The organism is Parabacteroides sp. 20_3 (assembly GCF_964238835.1).
GTDB classification, from domain to species: Bacteria; Bacteroidota; Bacteroidia; order Bacteroidales; family Tannerellaceae; genus Parabacteroides; species Parabacteroides distasonis.
The window spans coordinates 66,839-85,480 of the sequence record NZ_CAXSNO010000009.1; the positions used below are offsets into that span (position 1 = coordinate 66,839).

Annotated in this window: 13 protein-coding genes and 1 pseudogene; 5 read left to right on the forward strand and 9 right to left on the reverse strand. The window is 44.9% G+C overall.

Features of this window, described 5'->3' with window-relative positions; genetic code table 11:
- Positions 1–337: 337 nt before the first annotated feature.
- From ACESPU_RS17550 to ACESPU_RS17570, 5 genes are all read right to left on the reverse strand, one after another.
- Positions 338–1,165 carry a DNA-formamidopyrimidine glycosylase family protein gene (locus tag ACESPU_RS17550; protein WP_057326939.1) on the reverse strand — a complete coding sequence of 276 codons (828 nt, stop codon included), beginning with the start codon at positions 1,163–1,165 and terminating at the stop codon, positions 338–340.
- A gap of 87 nt (positions 1,166–1,252) precedes the next feature.
- The gene (locus tag ACESPU_RS17555; RefSeq protein WP_057326938.1) at positions 1,253–2,242 is read right to left on the reverse strand and encodes a fimbrillin family protein; all 990 of its coding nucleotides are present in this window, start codon (positions 2,240–2,242) and stop codon (positions 1,253–1,255) included.
- A gap of 43 nt (positions 2,243–2,285) precedes the next feature.
- Positions 2,286–2,750, reverse strand: a complete 465-nt coding sequence (locus ACESPU_RS17560) for a nuclear transport factor 2 family protein (protein WP_005864625.1) — start codon at positions 2,748–2,750, stop codon at positions 2,286–2,288.
- An 83-nt stretch (positions 2,751–2,833) separates the two neighbouring features.
- Entirely contained in the window at positions 2,834–3,712 is an 879-nt protein-coding gene (locus ACESPU_RS17565; protein ID WP_373133573.1) for a helix-turn-helix domain-containing protein, read from the reverse strand.
- Positions 3,713–3,725: 13 nt separating this feature from the next.
- Positions 3,726–4,895 (reverse strand): esterase, encoded by a 1,170-nt coding sequence (locus ACESPU_RS17570; RefSeq protein WP_373133575.1) that lies wholly within the window; start codon positions 4,893–4,895, stop codon positions 3,726–3,728.
- Between the two features lie 347 nt (positions 4,896–5,242).
- Between ACESPU_RS17570 and ACESPU_RS17575 the strand changes: the two genes are divergently transcribed.
- A complete protein-coding gene (locus tag ACESPU_RS17575; RefSeq protein WP_005864631.1) occupies positions 5,243–6,625 on the forward strand; it encodes an OmpP1/FadL family transporter in 1,383 nt (460 codons plus the stop codon).
- 212 nt (positions 6,626–6,837) lie between these two features.
- Here ACESPU_RS17575 and glgP read toward each other — a convergent pair whose 3' ends face one another.
- Both glgP and ACESPU_RS17585 read right to left on the reverse strand, forming a co-directional pair.
- A complete protein-coding gene (glgP, locus tag ACESPU_RS17580) occupies positions 6,838–9,408 on the reverse strand; it encodes an alpha-glucan family phosphorylase (protein WP_005864633.1) in 2,571 nt (856 codons plus the stop codon).
- Between the two features lie 73 nt (positions 9,409–9,481).
- The gene (locus ACESPU_RS17585) at positions 9,482–11,140 is read right to left on the reverse strand and encodes a glycosyltransferase (protein WP_122144354.1); all 1,659 of its coding nucleotides are present in this window, start codon (positions 11,138–11,140) and stop codon (positions 9,482–9,484) included.
- Positions 11,141–11,268: 128 nt separating this feature from the next.
- Here ACESPU_RS17585 and ACESPU_RS17590 point away from each other — a divergent pair, with 128 nt between their 5' ends.
- The 4 genes from ACESPU_RS17590 to ACESPU_RS17605 all read left to right on the forward strand — a co-directional run bounded on the left by ACESPU_RS17590 (position 11,269) and on the right by ACESPU_RS17605 (position 14,302).
- A complete protein-coding gene (locus ACESPU_RS17590; protein ID WP_005854588.1) occupies positions 11,269–11,559 on the forward strand; it encodes a hypothetical protein in 291 nt (96 codons plus the stop codon).
- A 2-nt stretch (positions 11,560–11,561) separates the two neighbouring features.
- Positions 11,562–12,110 (forward strand): 1-acyl-sn-glycerol-3-phosphate acyltransferase, encoded by a 549-nt coding sequence (locus ACESPU_RS17595; protein ID WP_008778223.1) that lies wholly within the window; start codon positions 11,562–11,564, stop codon positions 12,108–12,110.
- 135 nt (positions 12,111–12,245) lie between these two features.
- Positions 12,246–13,031: an amidohydrolase gene (locus ACESPU_RS17600; RefSeq protein ID WP_057326933.1), complete on the forward strand. Its 786-nt coding sequence runs from the start codon at positions 12,246–12,248 to the stop codon at positions 13,029–13,031.
- A 20-nt stretch (positions 13,032–13,051) separates the two neighbouring features.
- Positions 13,052–14,302 carry an MFS transporter gene (locus ACESPU_RS17605; protein WP_008773476.1) on the forward strand — a complete coding sequence of 417 codons (1,251 nt, stop codon included), beginning with the start codon at positions 13,052–13,054 and terminating at the stop codon, positions 14,300–14,302.
- A 2-nt stretch (positions 14,303–14,304) separates the two neighbouring features.
- Here the strand turns inward: ACESPU_RS17605 and ACESPU_RS17610 are convergent.
- Positions 14,305–16,610: pseudogene (locus ACESPU_RS17610) on the reverse strand (ATP-binding protein).
- Positions 16,611–16,703: 93 nt separating this feature from the next.
- Positions 16,704–18,620: an ATP-binding protein gene (locus ACESPU_RS17615; protein WP_087343273.1), complete on the reverse strand. Its 1,917-nt coding sequence runs from the start codon at positions 18,618–18,620 to the stop codon at positions 16,704–16,706.
- Positions 18,621–18,642 lie beyond the last annotated feature (22 nt).

Consider the following 18,642-nt stretch of genomic DNA (forward strand, 5'->3'; position numbering starts at 1 on the left):
ATTAGGAGACGAAAGTAATGGGATTAGGTAACGCAAAAGCCAGTGTTAGGCAACGCTACCGTATGTGTTTGGCGATACATACGGTAGGAATTGGGTACGCAACCTATAGAAATGGGCGATGCATCCGTATGAAAAGCACCTTTCTCCTGCATAAATATGAGATAGGATGAATTAATCTCGCTAGAATGAAAGGGTATATTTAAGCAAAGTACTATAATACAATTGATTGCTGATATTTTTTCTCGTATTTGGTAACTGCATGTACCTTTGCCCGGAAAAAACGATTCTCCGGGGCTTCAGATTACATATTGTCATATTGTCAATTTGAACGTATTACTTATCTTTCTCGCTGGCAATGCGGGCAATAATAAATGCTGCCTCCGAGGTAAGCCTCTTTCTGTATCCGTTCGCCGCAGATGGAGCAAGGGTCATGGTAGGTGTTCTTCGATAGGATCGTGCGGTAATTGCCTAAGGCGCCGTATAGATCCTTCTCCGTATCCCGGCCTCCTCGGCGAGTCATCTCTTCCAGCGTGGATTTCACGGTGTTGAAGAGGCGGTCTATATCCTCTTCTGATAAAGTCGATATTTTTCGTTTGGGGGAGATCCGGGCATTGAACAAGATATCTTGGCAGACTCCGTTCCCCAGACCCGGAATACGTTGCTCGGTGGCGAGTAACGCCTTTGCGGATATATCTTTCTTGAGATTCGGGATGAGACTGATAAAATAGGCTTTATCGAATCTCTCGTCCAACGGACATAGCTTATGGATGCTACCTTGGTAATAGGGATTGTCAAACTCGCCTTTGAAAGCGTAGATGGAACCATACATCGAAACCGTGAAAGCTAGGAACGAGTCGTCCTCGAATACGATCATAAGCTGATATTTCTTCGGGGCCTTTTCCGCGGAGGTATAATAACGCATATTGGTTCCGTCTCCGATTAAGAGGTGAGTATCCGCGTCCATAAGGATGTCCACGAATGCGCCATAGCCTTGGGCGCCTAGGACCGTTCGTCCTACCAGCCTATTGGAGTATTCCGCCGGATCGCCATTATAGAACGTGAAACGGTGAGGACTGTTCGACTCGATAACATGCGCTATCCGTTTACCCTTTAGCGTTTCGCTAGCCTGTTTGCCAATGGTGGCGGATTCGGGAATCTCAATCATATTCGTATTGTTTTTAGAGGTGACGGGGTAAATATAGGCATATTTTCCGTACCAATATTCATTGATACGGAAAATAGGAACCGGGCTTTAATTCTGGGTCGGATAAAGGGGCTTTCCTGTCTCGTCCACATCTGTCCAATCTTTTACGTTGACACTGGCCAAAGTGACCGAATTACCGTTGATTACCGCTTTAAATAAATAAGAGTTTCCCGCTTTCAACTCGCCATCCGGAAGAGGGATCTGGGTGGTATAGGTGCGGGTACTGTTTTCATTGTCGGCGGATATTTCCAGCGTGAGAGTCATGGGAGCCGTATGTCTTATCGGCAACATGATATATTGGGCTGTTAATCCGTTTATCCCCATCTTATCCGCTTTCCCGAAAGCGGTGGCGGGAGTGATGATACCTGTGCCCAGATCCATGGTCGCCCCGGTTTCGGGAGGTGTGATCATGGCGGAGACCAATTGGTTGATCGTGATACCTTCACCGCCGGTTAATTCTACTACGACTTGGGTAGCCACATGCCCATAAACAATCGGTATATTGATTTGGGAGCTATTAACATCCTGTTGTATGGCGCTCCACCAAAGATAATCGATACCGTTGAAGAGGGGTTCGGATACGCCACTCGTGAATGTCGGGGGGATCGTGGAGAAATTGTCGGATACGGCGTAGAAATTATAAGTGCCATTGGAGAGAAACATTTTATATCCGTCACTTCCTGTTAACACCCCGGGAGATGAGGTTATGTAAAGACCTGACGCCTCGGGGCTTCCCTTGGTTCCTGCGCTGCTGTCGAAGACATAAACCCTGCTTTGTATCCCTTTATTCATGGGAGACATGGAACGTAATAGGTTCCGGCCCTCCACGGAGGCGTTGAAGGTCACCAACGTGCTGTTTCCCGGGTCCTCGTTTCCCGAAGAGCCGTTCGGGGTTGTTCCATCCTCAAAAATAATCGTGTTCTTGTTGCATCCGGCGAGGAGTAACAGGAACATCGTGCTAAATGTAAGCGCATTTGCCGCTTTCAGTAAATTCCGTATCATATAATTTGTGTTTAGTGAATAGTCTATATAATACATTTTACGAACCGTTTTGGTTCAGAAAGCGGCAAATGTTTTAACTTTAATCTAGCGGTTTCACGTAAGACCAGTGGGTTTGTATGATCTTCCATTGGTTGTCGGGGTTGCGTCTGTAAACCTCGGTGCAGTTCCATTTTATTACCTTGTCGGATAAGTAGCTATCAAGGTTGAAGGTGAGTACCGCTATGTTTTGCGCGACTTGTACGACCGGGCGGATCATGTCGAAATGATCTGCCGGAGGAAGTTGCATACCTTTATAATAAGTGCGCAGTTGTTCCAATCCCTCTATTTTCGTCTCTAGGGAAGGATCGAAGTAAATCACGTCGGTGTCTGAAAGCTCTACGAATGCCATCGGGTCGGTCGAGGCTAGAGCCTCTTTTTCAAGGGAGATGATCATCTCCGGGATGTTCTCGTTTAATGTTTTGTTCTCCATATTCTTTTGTTGTGCGTTAGCGGATAACGTGCTTCCTAATATGAGAGCCGCTATCCATGATTTGTATTGTCTCATGATGCTTTATTTATTGATAGAGGCAAAATTAGACATACCGAATGGAGTTCGTATAATACTTATAAAGGAGGAAATAGTACTTTTTACGGTTTTGTATTCCTGCGATAGTTTAGCGGGGTCATGTTTGTTTGGGAACGAAATAGACGGATGAAATAGGATGGATCCTCGTAACCTAGAGCTTCCGTTATGGCGGATATAGGCAAGTCCGTATAAGTCAATAGCCGTTTGCTCTCGATCAGTATTTTGTTTAGGATGTATTGTTTAGCGTTGATGCCCGTAGCGTTTTTCACGATCTCATTCAGGTAGTTCGGGGTGATGCAAAGCCGATCGGCATAGCTCCGGATGGAATGATCTTGCTTGAAGGAATGGTTTACTAACTCGATAAATCGTTCTACATAGATGCTTTTAGATCGGGCGTTTGTGTCTGGTGGTAAAGCGTTCGAGTTAGAATATAACCTGTTGAGCAACATTAATGTCTCGTACAACAAGGCCCGGAGCAAGTGTTTGTCTTTCGACTGATAGTCCTTGATCTCTTTATCGATCTCCGAGATCAACTCGGAGATGCGGCCATAGGCTTTCTTGTCGAGACTGAGCTTGGAAGACCGTCTTTCCGTATGGAAATAAGAGAGGTTCCGGAGAAATGCCGGATCATTGAAAAAAGAGAGCAGGAACTCTTCCTCAAAGATAAGAGCGAATCCGTCTTGTATCGTTTTATCGTCCCATTTGCGTATTTCGCCGGGCCGGGTAAAGATAATATCTTGAGGCTTTACCCGGTTCGCTTGATGATCGATAAGGAATTCTCCCTCCCCGCTAGTGATCAATGTTATATCGTAATACGTCAATATATGTACGGGTTGTTCCTTGAGATACTTCTTGATCGTGTTCAAGGGAACGACGTCGATAAGTAGCTCATCGCCGTATTTGTGTTTATAGAAGTCGTATTGCGGTATATTATGATTCATCTGCTCATGTCTTTTATTTGAAAAGCATAGGAGCGAATTGGAGGAGATAAGCCCGCCAATTGGCCCAGATATGTCCTCGGGTGGATTCTACGTACTGGTATTTCATACCTAGGCTATCCATTCGCTGGCGGAATTGCTGGTTCGCGTCGTATAAGAAATCGGTCTTTCCGATACCGATCCAGAACAATTGATAACCGGATCTCTTGAGGTTTCCTAACTTCTCGTCGAGGTTCGTGTACATCGAGCTATTGGGGTCTACACCATTTGCGCTGAGCCCAGCGGAGAAAAGTCCTATATAGTTAAAATAGTCCGGATAATTCAATGATATATATAATGTATGGAAACCACCCATCGAAAGTCCGGCTATGGCTCGGTGTCGCTTATCCGGGATCGTACGGTAACGGTTATCGATGAAATGAATGATCTCGGTGAAACTCTTCTCGTACGAGCCATCCTTATAACCGGGGAAGCTGTTGCTCATGGCCGGCTTGTAATTCAGGTTATCGGGCGTTTCGCCGGGAGCGGCCTGTTTACTGGGATTGCCGTTTGGCATAACGACAAGCATTGGCTGTATCTTGCCTTCGGCAATCAAGTTATCCATGATACGGGCGGTACGGCCAAGCTCCAGCCAAGCGTTCTCGTCGCCGCCACTGCCATGTAACAGGTACAGAACGGGATAAGACTGGATGTTCTTATCGTAAAAAGGAGGCGTATAAACGCTAAGCCTACGTTCGGTCCCGAGGATGTCCGAGTGATACCACGTGGTCGTTACATCGCCATGAGGTACGTCACGTACTTGATAATAATCCCCATTTCCCCCGTTGATATAGAACAGGCTGAACAAGGTGCCTACGTCACGGCAAGAGAATGGGTTGTTTGGGGCGATGTTATAAATACCGTCTATATTTAAACGATAGGTGTACATTTCGGATGACAGTGGGGGAGTCGTATAGCTCCATATTCCGTTTTTCCCTTTCGTCATCTGGCCATTGCCCTCGTTGGCTTCCCAGTCTCCTTTTACGGACACGGACTTCGCCTTTGGGGCTTCTACATAGAAAGTGACGCTATTGTCTGGGTTGATCACGAGTGGTTCTACCTTATCGGTCTTGAATCCTACGTTCTGTTGGGCGAAAGCCATGGATAGGGGCAGTAAGAGAGCCGCGAGTAATGCTAGTCTTTTCATTTTATCTATACGGTTTAAAGAATTAAGTTATAGAGACAAATATACGATTTATTTCGGAAAAATAGAAGTTATACTTACTTGGCACTTGTAGTATATCTTTTTGGGTAAAGTAAGTATATCTTCTTTAGTACTTGCTGTATATATCCTTTTCTGATTAGGATGATTCTTTTTGATTATAACTAATACCTGATTTCACGTTACTACCTTTGCGGCTCTTCTATTGTTAATTAGTCTTATGTGTTTGCACAGTATTTGCTGTTTTGTGCGGCACATTTTTATTAAAAGTGTGCAGTGTTTGAAAAAAGTATTTATCTTTGCGACCGTTTTGTAATCAAGAAAAGTAAAACATGAAGAAAAAAGTAGTATTAGGTGCGGCATTGATGATGATGCCTTTGGTTTCTTTCGCTGGAGGATATTTGACGAATACGAATCAGCATGCAGCCTTTTTAAGGTCACTTTCGCGAGGTGCTGCAATTGATATAGACGGCGCTTTGTCAAACCCGGCGGGTCTTTCTTTTTTGCCGACAGACGGTTTCCGCGTTGGTGTGAGTATCCAAAGTGCTTTCCAGACCCGGGATATCGATGCCTCTTTCAGTACATACAATGGTTTCGACCCAGTGAATAAGGTGCCGACAGTGAGCGACGTTCCCTATAAAAAGTATTACAAAGGAAAGGCAGCCGCTCCTGTGATTCCGAGTGTTTTTGCGGCTTACAAAAAAGGTGATTGGACGATCTCCGGTTTCTTTGCCATTACGGGTGGAGGTGGTAAGGCTTCGTTTGACGATGGCCTGCCAATGTTCGAATCGGCTGCTATGGCCGGTATCTTCAAGGAAAGTGTAGCGAAATATATAAAGACTGGCGGTCAAAGTCCCATCGTCACGCCGGATATGTATACTATTAACAGTGCGATGGACGGAAAACAGTATATTTATTCCCTACAACTTGGCCTATCATACAAGATCACGGATTGGCTTTCTGCCTTTGCCGGTGGCCGGATGAACTATTTCTCAGGAAACTATGACGGGTATCTGGATGCAAAATTAAAACAGAATTTTGGTGGAGCGGATTTAATGAACCTGGCTTTGGATTGCGACCAGACAGGTTGGGGGTTGACACCGGTTTTGGGTGTCGATGTCAAATATGGTAAATTCAATTTCGGAGCTAAATATGAGTTTAAGACGAACTTGAACATCGAAAACAATACCAAGAAGTTGGATTATCCCGACAGTGCGGAAGATTTGGTTGGCCCTTATAAGCATGGTGTAAATACGCCGAACGATATTCCTTCCATGCTTTCGGTGGCAGCTTCTTATCGGTTTTTGCCCATGTTGAAGGCTTCTGTTGAGTATCACTTCTTCGATGACAAGAAGGCGGGAATGGCCGGTGGAAAGCAGAAGGAACTGGAAAGAGGTACGAATGAGTATCTGTTTGGTATAGAGTGGGATGTTGTCAAGAGATTGACCATTAGCGGTGGCGCTCAAATTACAGATTATGGTTTGTCTGATAATTTCCAAAGTGATGTTAGTTTCTCCTGCGATTCTTATTCGCTGGGCTTTGGTGCTAAAGTGATGTTGAGCGAAAAAATGGCTTTGAACGTGGGATATATGTGGACAACTTACCACGATTATACCAAGAAGATGGACAACTACTGCGGCACGGGACTTCCTGGGCAGAATGTGTATAGCCGCACCAACAAGGTGTTCGGATTAAGTTTGGACTACGCTTTCTAAGCTTGAAAATATTCGTATCCTATTGAAAAAGGAAGCTGCCAGTCGTGCGGCTTCCTTTTTTTGATTCATGGGTATTCACGGACTATATGAACCTATGCTTTACGGCTCGTAACCATAGGTTTTAGTCGCTGTAAAGCATAGCTGGGTATGGCATAAAAAAGAGGGTGCATGACGCACCCTCTTTCTTGATTATTTGTTTTACTTGTTGCCGATTATAACTGAATCCAACGTACATAAGCGAAGTCCATACGGTGAGGCAACTCCTTGTTTACAGGATATACACGGAAGCCCATCTTATGGTTACCAGCCTCGGAAGGAGTGGTCGTTAACTTGAAGAATAACTTGGAGCCTTCTTCCTTCATCAACTCGAACTGAGCGGTATTGATTGGTGACAGCGTGTGTTTCTCCGGATCTTCCTTCATGACAACCATTTCAGCACCTAACATACCTTGTAGTTCATGACGGTCGATTACCAAATTGAAGTTGTATTCTTTTCCTACAACCGGGCCGTTCACCGTCAAATCTTGGTCGCAAGTGAAGGATTCCACTTGGAAGCTATCCCAATGTTGCGCAACTTCCTCTTTCCAAGCAGCTAATTGCTTAGCGATCTCGTAGTTGTTAGCGGAAATATGAGCGGAACGAGTAGCCAATTTGTGATAGAAACGATCCTCATAATCGTCCAACATACGTTTCATCGTATAATCCGGAGCGATCTTGGCGATAGAGTTCTTGATATATTGGATCCAGTCCGGAGAGTAACCCTTGCTGTTCTTAGCGTAGTAAGTCGGGATGATCTCAGTTTCCAAGCAATGGTAGATCGTAGCCGCATCCAATTGGTCTTGGTATTGCTGGTTCTCATAAGTACGCTTGTCGGTCAATGCCCAACCTGCGCCTTCTACGTAACCCTCATACCACCAACCGTCAAGAACGGAGAAGTTCAATACACCGTTCATCTCGGCTTTCTCACCGGAAGTACCGGAAGCCTCCAACGGACGAGTCGGCGTGTTCAACCATACGTCTACACCGGAGATCAAACGACGGGCCAAACGCATATCGTAGTTCTCCAAGAAGATGATCTTTCCTAAGAACTCCGGACGGCGAGAGATCTCTACGATGTGTTTGATCAAACCTTGACCACCACCATCAGCCGGGTGAGCCTTACCGGTGAATACGAACTGAATCGGGAACTTCTCATTGTTAACGATCTTGGCCAAACGGTCTAAGTCCGTGAACAACAAGTGCGCACGCTTATAAGTAGCGAAACGACGACCGAAACCAATCAATAGGGCATTCGGATTGATCTTCTCAAGGATGGAAACTACCTTAGAAGGATCACCTTGGTTCTTCAACCAGCTATCTTTATATTGAACACGGATGTAATCAATCAATTTATTCTTCAAGGTCATACGGAGATTCCAGATTTCCTCGTCGGATACATTCTGGATTCCTTCCCAACATTTGCGATTTGATTGATCCTCGAAAAGCTTCGTGCCTAATTTATCCGCATAGAATTTCTTCATCTCCGTAGCGGCCCAAGTCGGCATGTGCACACCGTTCGTTACATAACCAACGTGCAGTTCATCCGGGAAGTAACCTTTCCAAACCGGGGCGAACATACGCTGAGAAACCTTACCGTGCAACCAGCTTACGCCGTTAGCCTCTTGGCAAGTGTTCAAGGCGAATACGCTCATGGAGAATTTCTCGTTAGAGCCCGGGTTCTCACGTCCCATATCGATGAAGTCTTGCCAGCTAATACCTAACTTGCCGGGGAACTCACCCATGTAACGTCCGAACAAACCCTCATCAAAGTAATCGTGACCTGCCGGAACCGGAGTGTGTACCGTATAGAGAGCGGAAGCACGAACTACCTCCAACGCTTGGTTGAATGAAAGGCCGTCGTTCTGGATATAGTCTACCAAACGCTGAGCGTTGATCAAAGCGGCGTGTCCCTCGTTGCAGTGATAAATCTGTTTCTTGATACCTAACTTGTTCAGCATCATGATACCACCGATACCCAACAAATACTCTTGTTTCATACGGTTCTCCCAGTCGCCACCATATAATTGGTGCGTGATGGAACGATCCCATTCGCTGTTCTGAGGTATATCCGTATCCATTAAGTACAAAGGTACACGACCTACGCTAACTTTCCAGATATGAGCGTAAACGGTTCTGCCCGGATAAGGAACTTCCAATACCATTGGCTCTCCGTTCGACTGCAATACCTGAGTCAACGGCAGGGCATTGAAATTTTGCGGCTCGTAATTGGCGATCTGCTGACCGTCCATGGACAAAGTCTGTGTGAAATATCCGTAACGATACAAGAAACCTACGGCACATAAATCGATATTGCTATCGCTGGCCTCTTTCAAGTAGTCACCGGCTAATACTCCCAGACCACCTGAGTAAATCTTTAATACATTGGTCAAACCGTACTCCATGCTGAAGTAGGCTACAGACGGTTGTGTCTTGTCGGGTTTTACATTGATATAAGCTTTGAAATCAGCGTATACCTTTTGGATTTCAGCCATTAACTCCTTATCTGCTAAGATCTCTTCCATACGTTTGTGTGAAAGGCTTTGCAATAGCTGTACAGGGTTACCTTCTGTGGATTTCCAAAGTTGTTTGTCGATCTTGCCAAATAGTTTAGCGCCTTCATGATTCCATACCCACCAAAGATTCGTAGCGATCTCATTAAGTGGTTCCAACTGTTGTGGAAGCTTGGAATGTGAGTAGACGTCCTTCCAAATAGGACTGTTTGCGTTATTCGCCTTAATTTTCATTATCGTGAAGTTTAAAGTGTTTGTCTAAAAACGAGTGCAAAGATAGCATTATCTTATTAATTATGAGCAATATTTAGCTGTTTCTTTCCTCGGCATGCTTTATGGCGATGTCGAATGCGGTCAGATAATAGTCGATAAACTTGCTCCATTCAGCTTTTCGAGCGAGATCGAAACAACGCTGTTTGATTTCCTCGATGTCCGTAGCATCCTTTTGGCTGAGAGCCAGGATGGAGTTCATGATAGCGTCCGCTACCTCAAAATAATTGAAATCCGTACGATTAATAACCTCTACGCCTTCGCTAAGGTTATCTCCGGATATCGTTTTCTTCGCCCACATACCGAAACCGGCCAGATTGGTCGTGATCGTCGGTATACCGAAAGCGATACTTTCCAGCGGGGTATATCCCCACGGCTCGTAGTAGGAAGGATATACGGTAGCGTCCATCCCTATCAGCATATCATAATAGGTCTTATTGAAAATACCTCCTTTACCGTCCAAATAACAAGGAACGAATATGATTTTTAGTTTTTCGGATGCTGCGTTCGTGAAGCCGGCGTGGTTGATATAATTCAAGACCTTATCTTCTGGCATATTATGCAACCAGTGCGTAATGAAAGGGATTTGAAGCGGAGAGGTCGTCTTTATGTCCTGCTCGATCGCCTCTTTTAAATCCGCACGGGCAGCACGTACCCAAGCCGGTACCATGATAAAGGCGACGACCTCACGCTGCAGGCGTCCGGACGTACGTACACGGTTCATCGCCTCGATGAAGACATCGATACCTTTATTTCTGTATTCATAGCGGCCACTGGTGGAAACCAGCAAAGCGTTCGGGTCGATGGAGCAGCCCAATAATTTCTCCGCTACATTAATTAATGTACGACGTGCCTCCTTCCGCTTTTTAGCGTATTCCTTACCCTCGGGTACGAAGTTGGGCTCAAAGCCGTTCGGGGTAACGATATCCGGTGCCTTATCCAATAACTGTTTACATTCACGGGCCGTGATATCGCTTACGGTCGTGAAGCAATCCACGTAATGGGCGGCCTGCTTCTCTACGGAATGCTTGGCCTCCATGTTTAGCTCCTTAGCCATCTGATCGCCGTTGTAACCGTCCATATAAGCGTATAACGCTTTGTTGTTACCGGCGATAGAGCGTCCGATCGATGTGGCATGCGTCGTGAAAAGTGTCGCTATGGCAGGGATTTGCTTTTGAATGTAAAGCGCTCCCATCGCCAACATCCATTCATTGAATAGGGCGGCGACTTTCTTGTTTTCCAGTTTGTAGAAGTGATAGAAACTCTCTATTACCTTACCGACCGCATACGCGAAGATACAAGACTCATCGTAATCGCCGTAGGCGTGGATGGAGTCAACTCGGAAATTTTCCCACATAGAATAGAAAAAGGCGTCTCGTTCACTGAAGTAGGACTTGAAATCTACCAGTATAACAGGGGGGGTACCCGGTACGTTCCAGCGACCAACCTTAACTTTCAAGTGATCTACTGCCTCGGCGTGCTTTCTCCAATCCTCAAACAAAGATGCGTCTTCCGTAAAATCGGGAGCGGTTGTGTTTGCCCACACATCCGGACCGATGAATATTACTTTGTCGTTAAAAATTTGTTGAAGCGTATGAGCTTTTGTCGATAGTACGGTATAAATACCTCCCACTTTATTACAGACTTCCCAGCTGCTTTCAAAGAGAAACTCTGGCGTCTTTATCATTTCGTTCATATTTGATTTGTTTATAATCAATGATTTCACCGCTGCAAAGATAATTCATTTTATGTTTTTTCTTGGCCTTTCCTCGGTATTTAATAACATATGTTCTATATTTGTGGATAATTAAATATGAAATAATTATGGCTAAAAGAAGAATTTTAAAGAAAGAGATCAGCTACGTGGCTGGTGAATTGTTCACGGAAGCGCTGGTTTGCAAATTGTATATACCCGGAGTAAATCAAGAGAAAGCGGATGCTTTGATGGCTCGTATCCTAGATATGCAAGATAGTTATATCGTTCGTGCCGGACACCCCGACGGCAAGGATAACAAGGCTCTCGTACGGAATTATTATCGCAAATTAAGAGAGGACTTGCAAAACGAGGTTAACGCTATCGCCGACGAGATAGGAGAGTTGAGCAAGGACAAATAGGCATGAAGAAGGCAATTAGTAAGGCGATACTCCGTATGGCGGGGTGGAAGCTGGGCCCGGTGGATGGCGTGGATTTGCCGAAGTGTATCGTATGTGTGGCTCCGCATACCAGTAACTGGGATTTTATTGTAGGGAAACTTTTTTATACCTCGATCGGGTGTAACGCTGGTTTCCTTATTAAGAAAGAGTGGTTCTTTTTCCCTTTTAATTTGCTGTTTAACTGGCTGGGAGGTGTTCCGGTGGATCGTGGTAAACGTACGTCGGTGACCGATCAGATGGTGGAACGTTTCAAGACCAGTGAGCGGTTTCAATTGGCCGTCACACCGGAAGGTACCCGGAAGCGGGCCAAGGAATGGAAAAAAGGATTCTATTTTATCGCTTTGAAAGCGAACGTGCCGATCGTGGTGGCTTATTTTGATTATGGAAAGAAAGAGGTGGGTACGAAAGGTGTTTTTTATCCGACAGGTGATGTGGATAAAGATATCCATACGATACGAGAGATGTATCGGGGAGTTACTGCCTGCCATCCTGAGAATTTCGTACAGGTATAGGAGTTTCATGGTGAAGAAATAAGAGTTTTGCTATAGGAAAACAAAAGTTTTGCTATGAAGAAACTACCGTTTCTTCACCATGAAACTGTTTCCTTGTCACAATATGTCTTTTTATTACCTTAATATCTTTATTCTATGACTGAAGACTTACGTATCAGTATGATACAATCCCATATCATTTGGGAAGACCGTGAAGAGAACTTGGGTTATTATGGCGAACTGTTGCGCCGTGTTAGTGGAAGAACCGATTTAGCGGTATTGCCGGAGACGTTTACTACGGGATTTTCCATGGACGTAGAGAAACAAGCCGATACGATGGATGGACGGACTGTACCGACTATAAAGGAATGGGCTAAGAAATATAAACTGGCCGTGGCTGGAAGTTTTATCGCGAAAGATAACGGAAAGTTCTACAACCGGGCTTTTTTCATCACTCCGGAAGGAGAGGAGTATTATTACGATAAACGTCATTTGTTCCGTATGGCGGAAGAGGACAAGCATTTCTCGGCGGGCGACAAACGTCTGATCGTGCCTTATAAAGGCTGGAATATCTGTTTGCAGGTTTGTTATGACTTGCGTTTCCCGGTTTGGAGCCGCAACGTGAATAACGAATATGATCTTTTGATTTATGTAGCCAATTGGCCCGAGGCCCGGAAGAAGGCGTGGAAGGCATTGCTGCATGCACGTGCCATCGAGAACATGGCTTATGTCTGTGGCGTGAACCGTGTGGGGGTAGATGGGAAAGGTTTTCTTTTCAGAGGGGATTCCATGATTTATAACGCAAAAGGAAAGAAATTGGCTGATGCCGGAAAACGAGAGGAAATCACCCGGACATGTACCTTGAAGAAGAGCGAGTTGGATGAGTTCCGGGCTAAGTTCCCGGCGTGGAAGGATGCGGATGGATTTGGTATTGACTTCTAATCGTTTAATTCCTTCTTATTATGGAAAAACGTAATCCTTGGGCTTGGATCCCGTCTCTTTATTTTGCCGAAGGCTTGCCCTATGTGGTAGTCATGACGCTTTCTGTGATCATGTATAAACGTCTGGGCGTCTCAAATACGGATATCGCCTTATTTACCAGTTGGCTTTATTTTCCTTGGGTGATCAAGCCCATCTGGAGCCCGTTCGTAGACTTGATTAAAACGAAGCGTTGGTGGATTTATAGCATGCAGCTATTGATTGGCGGGGGAATGGCAGGTGTGGCGTTCGTCCTTCCCGGGGATTTCTTTCTGCGGTTTACCTTGGCTTTCTTTTGGTTGATGGCGTTTAGTTCCGCTACGCACGATATCGCTGCGGATGGGTTCTATATGCTGGGCTTGACGGAGGAGCAACAAGCGTTCTTTATCGGTATCCGAAATACGTTCTACAGGGTGGCGATGCTAACGGGACAAGGTCTGCTGGTCATGCTGGCGGGGCTTTTGGAGGAGAGTACCGGGCGGATTTCTTTTGCTTGGAGTCTGGTGTTTTTTGTATTAGCCGGTACCTTTATCGCCTTGGCTTTGTGGCATAAGTATATCTTACCCCGTCCGGCGAGTGACGCGCAACGTACGAATATCACCCCTCATACCATCTTGGTGGAGTTCGGCAATACTTTCGTGAGCTTTTTCAGCAAGAAAGGGATTATCCCGGCTTTGCTTTTTATGCTGACGTATCGTTTGGGGGAATCCCAATTGGTAAAGTTGGCTTCTCCTTTCCTGCTGGATGGGCGGGAGGTTGGCGGGTTGGCGCTCAGTACCGGTGAGGTCGGGTTCGCTTATGGTACGGTGGGAGTGATCTCCTTATTGCTCGGAGGGGTTTTAGGAGGTCTGGCTATATCCCGGGGTGGCTTGAAGACTTGGTTATGGCCTATGGCATTGGCTATCTCCTTGCCGAATCTGGTTTATTTGTATATGGCTTATACGATGCCGGAGAGTATTGTTGTCGTAAACGTTTGTGTCGCTGTCGAGCAATTCGGCTACGGATTTGGCTTTACGGCTTATACGATGTATCTGATGCTTTTCGCCGAAGGGGAATATAAGACTTCGCATTATGCGATCAGTACCGGTTTCATGGCGTTAGGTATGATGCTACCGGGAATGGCATCGGGATGGATACAGGAGCAGATCGGTTACCAACATTTCTTTATCTGGGTAATGATCTGTTGCATACCTTTATTTATTGTATTGCCGTTCTTGCGTTTCAAGAAAAAATAATCTTATACCGATAATCCGGGAGTGTAGGGGAGGGTCACGATGAATGTGCTACCTTCCCCTTCTTTGGATTCTAGGGTGATATATCCTCCGAAGTGTTCGATGATAATTTGGCAGATCGCCAGTCCGAGGCCTGTCCCTTGCGCAAACTCGTCCAGTTTGTTGAACCGTTCGAATACTTGGGCTTGCTTATCTGCGGGAATGCCTTTGCCCGTATCGGTAACGGAGATCTGGATCCAACGTTTATCTTGCGTATAATCGTATTTAATCAAGATGTATCCTTGCGTCGTGAATTTTGCGGCGTTGTTTATGAGGTTGGTAATCACTTGGGTTAATCGATGTAGGTCCGCTTGGATAATGGCCGGGAGGACCGGCAGTTGTATTTTAAGCGCTACGCCTTGGGGCATCAACAATTGATGGGTGCGGTAGATATGGGATAGTAATTCGTTTAAGTCACAATTCGTGAGGGTAAACGACATCTTACCGGACTCGATGCGGGATAGATCGAGAATGTCATTGATCAATTTCAATAAGAGGTCGCTGTTCTTACTGATAACTTGCATGAACTCATCCCTCTCGTTCGGGCTTATTTCCATATCGCTTGTTAGCAGTTCCGAAAATCCAACGATGGCGTTAAGCGGGGTACGTATCTCATGGCTCATATTGGCGAGGAACGCTGATTTCATTTGGTCCGCTTCCTCGGCCCTTATACGGGCTTTGATAAGATCTTCCTCTACTTCCTTACTTTGTTGGATATTTAAGCAGAGCCCGTTTACTCCGACATTATTGCGGGTGGAGTCTTGTCCATTCTTCGCTTGCGCATATCTGAATTCCCACCATATATGCCCTTTGCCGTTGAAATTATATCGGCGGCGGGTGATCTTACGGGAAGGGAATCCTGTATCAAGCAGGTGTTTATGTTGGATGAAATCTTCCCGGTCTTCCGGGTGGATAGACTCTTGGAATTGCGTGGAGGTGATCGGCTTTATCGGCATATCCAACGACTTATAGAAATCATGGTCGAACTCGAATACGCCGTTGCTGTATCGGAATGCGAAAATATCACCGCTCTCTAAAGCCAACGAGAGGAATTCTTTCTCTTTCCGTAAACTTTCTTGAGCCTGTTTCTTGTGAGAGGCTTCGCGACGGTATTGTACTCTTTGATAGAAAAGCGTCCATAGGATAAATAGGGTTAGAAGAATCCCGCATAGAATAATATATGTTTGATAACGAACCACAAAGGGCATGTTCAAGAAGATGCTGTTTTGAGGCAGTTCTTTCCAATCGATCCCCCATTTATTTAAAGTCGGGTAATCGAACAGATAGTTTTTGGCGCTTTCCGTTATTTGTGGGAAGCTATTGGCCGGTGTGCCTTTGAGTATGCTGGCAGCTCGTCGTAAGGCTTCTTGGGTTTGACTCTCTACCGGGGTCATATATCCCCTATGAAGTCTCCGTCATATCCTACGGATTCGTTGATCGCCGAGAAGCTGGGAAATGAGCAGAACCTACCTAAGGCTATCGAGGTATAATCTCTTTTGGTAGCAAGGTAGGCCTTGTTGTAAGTACTTGTACCTAACCCCCAGATCAAGTTGGAACTGGTACGGGGTTGAATGGTTTGTATATAGAGGGAATCGAACGGTACTTTTGGGAACCGCACTAAAGAAGAGGATCTCTTTTTATCGGATGGGGATGAATACTGGGGATATTTAAGGTAATCGGGTCTAGCCTTGGAGCATAGCCCTTTTATTTGCTCATCCATATCTTTCAGGATCTTTTTGTCAAGAGCTGTACTATCAGAGACACGTACAATCACGCATTTTCCCATGATTCGCTCAATAAGTTCGACGTTTTTCCGATAGTCCGGCTTATCCCAAAATCCGGATACGTTAGGATACTTTTGAATTAAGGGTATGTTAGGGTAGTTGACTCCGGTAAAAACGATAGGTACGCTATCTAATAAAGGATGTTCGCAAGCCAATAAGGAATAGGTCGCTTGATCATCGTTTACGATTATGATATCAGGCTTCCATAAAGATAACGTATTGAGTTCCGTATATATTCTTTGTTTCTCTTCTGGCGATTGATAAGCTTCGCAATTAAGATAGAACGTGAAGATACTGGCATGAATGCCTTCCTTCTGGAATCCTTTTTTAAAAGCCTCTTCTATATCTTTATAGGCTTGAAAGTCCGGCTCATAAGATTGGACTATCAAGATACGCTTTTCCGTGGTTGAGCGTTCGCAAGAATTTGCGACCAATAGAAATAATGGAAGCAACAATAAAAAAAGATAACGATAAGAAGTGTTCGCCATGTGTATAGCTTCAATATAATAGGTACAAATGTATAAAAAGTAATTGGATATCAAAGAGACAAATGTCTATTTTTCTTGGCTTCTGAGGTTGGTTTATAATTCGAAAACCAAGGAGATGCGGCACCCCTTATTCTTTTCGGACTTGAGCAAGATACGCCCGTTTAATTGTTTTACGATAGCTTGGCAGATCGATAATCCAAGACCTGTCCCTTGCACGAAATCATCCAGCTTCTTGAAACGCTCGAATATCGCTTCTTGGTCCTCGGGAGAGATCCCGATGCCTGTATCCTGCACATAAAGTCGGACGTCTTGTGCATTGGTGGAATACTCGTAACCGATCTCTATAAAGCCTGCGGAAGTAAATTTTATAGCATTTTTCAGTATGTTCTCGAGCGCTTGGTAAAGTCGCTCCTTATCCGAATATAAGCAGATCGGCGTATCGGGGCATTTCTCCTTGAATTCGATACCTTCGGGGACATCGGAAAGATGTTGTTTATAAAGGGTTTTCACTAAATCCGTTAAATTGCAGGATTCCTTATGAAAGACGATACCTCCGGATTCAATCCTTGCCAAATCCAATATGTCATTGACTAACTTTAGTAATAACTCGTTATTGGTCGTGATGATATTAGCGTATTGCTCCTTCTCTTCCGCTGTCAGATCCAGTTCGGCGATTAGGCTTGAAAAGCCGATGATCGCATTTAGAGGGGTACGTATCTCATGACTCATGTTAGCCAAGAATACGGATTTCATCCGGTCGGACTCATTGGCTTTCTCCAAGGCTTCCGCTAATGATTCCTTTTCATGTAATAGGGCTTTTTGCGCTTGTCGTTTTGCCTTGGATTCTTGGGTATACATGATGATGAAGCTACCGAAGACAAAGCAGCACATCGTGCTGACTACGATTATCAAGCTCCAGAATAATCTTGGATATTGGTCCTTAAAAGGAAAGTTCAAAAGTATAGCATCCTTCGGAAGAAGCCTTTTATCGATATTCCAATATTTGACTTCATTGAAATCAAATACATAATTCTTCTTGCTCTTTGTTATCTGTGGGAATGATTCGCTAGGGGAGCCTTTTAATATTTCCGCGGCTCTATCGGTAGATTCTTCTATTTGGGTTTCCAAGGAGGTGATATAGCCACCTACAAGTTTATTCGTATATCCTAGATCCTCGTTGATCGCCGTAAAAGAGGGTTTACTGGAAAAACGGCTGGTGTTCAATACCCGGTAATCCCGTTTGGCCTGTAGATAGTAGATGTAAGGGACGTGTTTACTCATGTACCAAGAAACAGCTGATAGCTTGTCTCCTTGCACGGGCACGACGTTGACGGTCGTACTATCCGGTCGTTTTAAGCTTTGATTGACCCTGTCCAAAGTAGCGATCTCTACCGGTATATACATGATGCGATTATTATCGACCCGAATGTCTGCTTGAGCACATTGCTCATGTAACGTAGCCTTAATGTGCCTATCTATATACGTACTATCGTGCAACATATAAATCGTAGACTTGCCCAACAGATGTTCTATCAAGCGGATGTTCGTGACGTAGTCGGGCTCGTCCCAGAATCCGGAAACATTCGAATATTGCGCTAATAGTGCCTTATTGGGGAAATTTACGCCGCCAAATACAATGGGGACTGTAGAGATTAGCGGATGATGGCATTGCATTAACGTGTAAGTCGCTTGATCCTCGTAGACCAAAATCAGATCGGGTTTCCAAGTAGAGATCGAATCTAGATACAGGTACATCCGTTTTTCTTCGGCGGGTGCCGCATATTGCTCGCAGTTCAAATAGAATGTTTGGATCGACGGATTAATCCCCTTTTTCTCGAGGGATTCCCGGATCAACCGATCGCAGTCTTTATAAGCTACATAATCGCTTTCATAGGAATGTACTACTAATATACGATATTTATTTCCCGACTGTTGACAAGAGGACTGTAGAATGGCTAGCAGAAAAAGTAGAACAAATATGTAATATTTCTGTATAGATCTCGCTAGCATAAGTCGAAAATTAGTACGTTGC

Bases quoted from the DNA above. Each gene is read 5' to 3' on its own strand.
- ACESPU_RS17575 (WP_005864631.1), top strand. From the start codon at position 5,243: ATGAAGAAAAAAGTAGTATTAGGTGCGGCATTGATGATGATGCCTTTG.
- ACESPU_RS17595 (WP_008778223.1), top strand. From the start codon at position 11,562: ATGAAGAAGGCAATTAGTAAGGCGATACTCCGTATGGCGGGGTGGAAG.
- glgP (WP_005864633.1), bottom strand. From the start codon at position 9,408: ATGAAAATTAAGGCGAATAACGCAAACAGTCCTATTTGGAAGGACGTC.
- ACESPU_RS17605 (WP_008773476.1), top strand. From the start codon at position 13,052: ATGGAAAAACGTAATCCTTGGGCTTGGATCCCGTCTCTTTATTTTGCC.
- ACESPU_RS17570 (WP_373133575.1), bottom strand. From the start codon at position 4,895: ATGAAAAGACTAGCATTACTCGCGGCTCTCTTACTGCCCCTATCCATG.
- ACESPU_RS17565 (WP_373133573.1), bottom strand. From the start codon at position 3,712: ATGAATCATAATATACCGCAATACGACTTCTATAAACACAAATACGGC.
- ACESPU_RS17585 (WP_122144354.1), bottom strand. From the start codon at position 11,140: ATGAACGAAATGATAAAGACGCCAGAGTTTCTCTTTGAAAGCAGCTGG.
- ACESPU_RS17560 (WP_005864625.1), bottom strand. From the start codon at position 2,750: ATGAGACAATACAAATCATGGATAGCGGCTCTCATATTAGGAAGCACG.
- ACESPU_RS17590 (WP_005854588.1), top strand. From the start codon at position 11,269: ATGGCTAAAAGAAGAATTTTAAAGAAAGAGATCAGCTACGTGGCTGGT.
- ACESPU_RS17615 (WP_087343273.1), bottom strand. From the start codon at position 18,620: ATGCTAGCGAGATCTATACAGAAATATTACATATTTGTTCTACTTTTT.
- ACESPU_RS17600 (WP_057326933.1), top strand. From the start codon at position 12,246: ATGACTGAAGACTTACGTATCAGTATGATACAATCCCATATCATTTGG.
- ACESPU_RS17550 (WP_057326939.1), bottom strand. From the start codon at position 1,165: ATGATTGAGATTCCCGAATCCGCCACCATTGGCAAACAGGCTAGCGAA.
- ACESPU_RS17555 (WP_057326938.1), bottom strand. From the start codon at position 2,242: ATGTATTATATAGACTATTCACTAAACACAAATTATATGATACGGAAT.